Here is a 3,803-nt window from a genome sequence, read left to right as displayed (position 1 = left end):
GTCCCAGCCCTCCTCCCGGTCCCACCGGATCCCGGTCGCCGCCTCCCGTCTCTCCCCGCGGGGTGAACGCCCCTGTTCTGTGGTGATCTGCCGGGGGTGCTGCTGCGGGAACCCGGCCAAGGACCCCGGCACCGACCACACCGGTCAACTGCTCCGCCTGCGGGAGGCGGAGGCGGACTCGGCGGGCCGCCTGCGGGTACGGGTGAGCGACTGTCTCGGCCCCTGCGGCAAGGCCAACGTCCTGGTGGTCACCCCGTCCTCCGAGGGGCGCCGGCGCGGGGGCCGACCGGTGTGGCTCGGGTGGGTCAACGGGGCGGAGGTCACCGAGGAGGTGCTGGAGTGGGTGGCCGCCGGTGGCCCCGGCGTCGTCGAGCCTCCGGTGACGCTGGACCTGCACGAGGTGCCGCCCGGTGACCCCGCCCGTCCGGGGCCCCGACGCGGACGGCGGGGCTGATCCGCGCGACCCCGAACCGTCCCCGGATGGGACGATGGCCCGGGAACCGGATGTCGGCCGGGGCACCACCGGCCCGCGGATGCCGGGCCCTGCCGGGTACGAGGAGCGGAGCACGACATGGGACGGGTCACCGAACGACGCCGGGTGCTGCGGGTGCGGGACGGCCGCGTCGACGAGCGGCCCGACACCCTGACGGTGGAGGAACCGCTGGAGATCCGGGTGGCGGGCAGACGGCTGGCGGTCACCATGCGCACCCCCGGCGATGATTTCGCCCTCGCCTGCGGCTTCCTGGTCGCCGAGGGCGTGGTCGCCGCGGCCGGGGAGGTGAGCCGGGTGGTCTACTGCGGCGGACGCGACCGCTCCGACCCGGAGGCGGGCAACTCCTACAACGTGGTGGACATCGCCCTGGCACCCGGTGTGGCCCCACCGGCCGAGTCCCTGGAACGTCGGGTCACCACCACCTCGGCCTGTGGCATCTGCGGCCGTACCGAACTCGAGGCGGTGCGCACCACCGCCCGGTACCCCCTGGCCTCCGGCCCCCGGGTGGGGCTCGATCTGCTGGGGGCGCTGCCGGACCGGGTGCGCGCGGCGCAGCGGGTGTTCGAACGCACCGGAGGGCTCCACGCGGCCGGCCTGTTCGCCGGCGACGGCACCCTGCTCGACGTGCGGGAGGACGTGGGCCGGCACAACGCGGTGGACAAAGTGGTCGGTCGTGCCCTCCAGGCGGGCCGGTTGCCGTTGGACGGCACGGTGCTGCTGGTCTCCGGACGGGCCTCCTTCGAACTGGTCCAGAAGGCGGTGATGGCCGGCATCCCGGTCCTGGCCGCGGTCTCGGCCCCCTCCTCGCTGGCGGTGGACCTGGCTCTGGAGACAGGGCTGACACTGGTCGGTTTCCTGCGCGGCGGATCGATGAACATCTACGCCGGCGCCGAGCGGGTGGTGCTCCCCTCCGGGTGAGGAGCGCCGGCCGGGCGAGTGGCGGCGGCCGTCGCCTCCCGGTCTCAGGCCGGGCCGTCCCCCGGCCCGACCCGGCGGGCGCCGGAGCCGTCGCCCGGAGCGGGTGGGGGCCCCTCCCCCGCCGGTCGGGGTTCGGCCTCCCGCCCCCAGCGGCGGGCCAGGACGGCGCAGACCACCAGTTGCATCTGGTGGAAGATCATCAATGGCAGCACCGCCATCGCCGCCTGCGGGCCGAACAGCACCCCGGCCATCGGCAGGCCGGCGGCGAGCGACTTCTTGGAGCCGGCGAAGACGATCGCCACCCGGTCCCCGCGCGCGAATCCCAGTCGCCGCGAGCCGTACACCGTGATCACCAGCATGACGGTCAGCAGCAGGATCTCCACCGCGCCCAGCGCGAGCAGCCGCCGCCAACTCACCCGGGCCCAGATGTCCTCCTCCATGCCGCGGCTGAAGGCGGCGTAGACCACGACGAGGATGGAACCCCGGTCCACCAGGGAGAGCACCGCCCTGTGGCGGGTCACGAAGCCGCCGATGAAGCGGCGCAGGAGCTGACCGAGCAGGAAGGGCAGCAGCAGTTGCGCGCCGATCCGCAACAGGGCGTCGGCGTCCAGTCCGCCGGAGAGCGCGGCACCACCGAGCCCGCCCATCAACAGCGCCACCAGCAACGGTGTGAGGAACACCCCGACCAGGCTGGAGAAGGAGCCGGCGGCGATCGCCCCGGCGACGTTGCCCCGGGCCATGGAGGTGAAGGCGATGGAGGACTGGACGGTGGAGGGCACCAGACACAGGAACAGCAGTCCGGCGTACAGCTCCGGGGTGAGCAGCAGGTCACCCAACGGCCGGGCCGCCAGACCCAACAGGGGGTAGAGGACGAAAGTGCACGTCAGGATGGTCAGGTGCAGGCGCCAGTGACGCAGTCCGGCCAGTGCCTCGGCGGTGGACAGCCGGGCTCCGTAGAGGAAGAACAGCAGGGCGATCGCACCGGTGGCCGAGGCGTCGGCCGCGGTCGCGGCGGGACCGGTGGCCGGGAGTACGGCGGCCAGCGCGACCGTCCCCATCAGGAGCACCAGGTAGGGGTCGAGCCATCGGGTCATCCGTCGCAATCCGCGCACGGTGAGCATTGTGTCCCGCCGCCCGGGTGACGCTCCCGGTGGGGGCCTCGTGGTCGGCGCGGGGTACCACGGGAATGCCGGGTGGGGCGTCATCGTTGGAAGGGGGTTGGGTAGGGAGACCACCCAACCGCACGACCGAAACCGCCATCACGCGGAGTAAGGACCGAATCGCACGTGAGCAGCGTCCCGCATGTGACTCTCAACAACGGCGTCGAGATGCCCCGACTGGGCTTCGGCGTCTGGCAGGTGTCGAACGACGAGGCCACCGCCACGGTGGGCAAGGCGCTGGAGGTGGGGTACCGCAGCATCGACACCGCGGCCGCCTACGGCAACGAGGAGGGCACCGGACGCGCCATCGCCGAGTCCGGCATCCCCCGCGAAGAGATCTTCGTGACCACCAAGCTGTGGAACGGCGACCACGGGTACGACGCGGCGCTGCGGGCCTTCGACGCCTCGCTGGAACGCCTGGCTCTGGAGCACGTGGACCTGTACCTGATCCACTGGCCGATGCCGGCGGTGGACCTGTACGTCGAGAGCTGGCGGGCGCTGGAGAAGATCCACTCCGAGGGGCGGGCCCGCGCCATCGGTGTGTCCAACTTCAAGCCCACCCACCTGCGGCGCCTGCTGGACGAGACCGGTACGGTGCCGGCACTCAACCAGATCGAGCTGCACCCGAACCTGCCGCAGGCCGATACCCGTGCCTTCCATGCCGAGCACGACATCGTCACCGAGGCGTGGTCCCCGCTGGGCCAGGGGAAGGGCCTGCTGGAGGACCCGACGCTGGTGTCGATCGCCGAGAAGCACGGCGTCACCCCGGCCCGGGCCGTGTTGCGCTGGCACCTGCGGCTGGGCAACGTGGTGATTCCGAAGTCGGCGACCCCGTCAAGGATCGAGGAGAACTTCGACCTCTTCGGGTTCGATCTCGACGACGAGGACATGACGGCGCTGGCCGGGCTGGACAACGGCCGGCGGCTGGGTCCGGACCCGGACGAGTTCAACAACCGCTGAGTCGGCGGATCCGCCGCCGGATCGTTCGGTCCGTCGGCACCTCCCCGAACGTGCCGTGGCCCCGGCACCGCTCCGTGCGGTGCCGGGGCCACCGCGCGTCCGGGGACGCGGTGCGTGCCCGGACGCCGTGACGGCAGGGAGGCCGTTCGATCGCTTTCGAGGACTCCCGACAACCTCGGGAACCCCCGGTCCCCGGGCTCCCCACCGCCGGGAACGGTGGGGGTGCCGGGTCCGGCGGAGGCGTTCGGGGGCTCTGCGGGAAAAACCCGGGG

At 72.7% G+C, this 3,803-nt stretch carries 4 protein-coding genes; 3 read left to right on the top strand and 1 reads right to left on the bottom strand.

What is annotated here, in order from left to right; translation table 11 throughout:
• Positions 1 to 28 precede the first annotated feature (28 nt).
• Both FNQ90_RS15530 and fdhD read left to right on the top strand, forming a co-directional pair.
• The gene (locus FNQ90_RS15530) at positions 29 to 454 is read left to right on the top strand and encodes a thioredoxin domain-containing protein (protein WP_182606926.1); all 426 of its coding nucleotides are present in this window, start codon (positions 29 to 31) and stop codon (positions 452 to 454) included.
• Between the two features lie 117 nt (positions 455 to 571).
• The gene (gene fdhD / locus FNQ90_RS15525) at positions 572 to 1,411 is read left to right on the top strand and encodes a formate dehydrogenase accessory sulfurtransferase FdhD (protein ID WP_182606925.1); all 840 of its coding nucleotides are present in this window, start codon (positions 572 to 574) and stop codon (positions 1,409 to 1,411) included.
• A 44-nt stretch (positions 1,412 to 1,455) separates the two neighbouring features.
• Here the strand turns inward: fdhD and FNQ90_RS15520 are convergent, their stop codons facing one another.
• On the bottom strand, positions 1,456 to 2,505 hold the full coding sequence (locus FNQ90_RS15520) for a bile acid:sodium symporter family protein (protein ID WP_182606924.1): 1,050 nt from the start codon (positions 2,503 to 2,505) through the stop codon (positions 1,456 to 1,458).
• 192 nt (positions 2,506 to 2,697) lie between these two features.
• Between FNQ90_RS15520 and FNQ90_RS15515 the strand changes: the two genes are divergently transcribed.
• Positions 2,698 to 3,531, top strand: a complete 834-nt coding sequence (locus FNQ90_RS15515) for an aldo/keto reductase (RefSeq protein WP_182606923.1) — start codon at positions 2,698 to 2,700, stop codon at positions 3,529 to 3,531.
• Positions 3,532 to 3,803 lie beyond the last annotated feature (272 nt).

The organism is Streptomyces alkaliphilus (assembly GCF_014141535.1).
Taxonomy (GTDB): domain Bacteria; phylum Actinomycetota; class Actinomycetes; order Streptomycetales; family Streptomycetaceae; genus Streptomyces; species Streptomyces alkaliphilus.
The sequence above is the reverse complement of the archived record's forward strand: the minus strand, read 5'-3'. Positions and strand labels throughout refer to the sequence as shown.

What these genes read in the sequence shown, in the direction of transcription:
- fdhD (WP_182606925.1), top strand. Translation starts at nt 572, where the DNA reads ATGGGACGGGTCACCGAACGACGCCGGGTGCTGCGGGTGCGGGACGGC.
- FNQ90_RS15520 (WP_182606924.1), bottom strand. Translation starts at nt 2,505, where the DNA reads ATGACCCGATGGCTCGACCCCTACCTGGTGCTCCTGATGGGGACGGTC.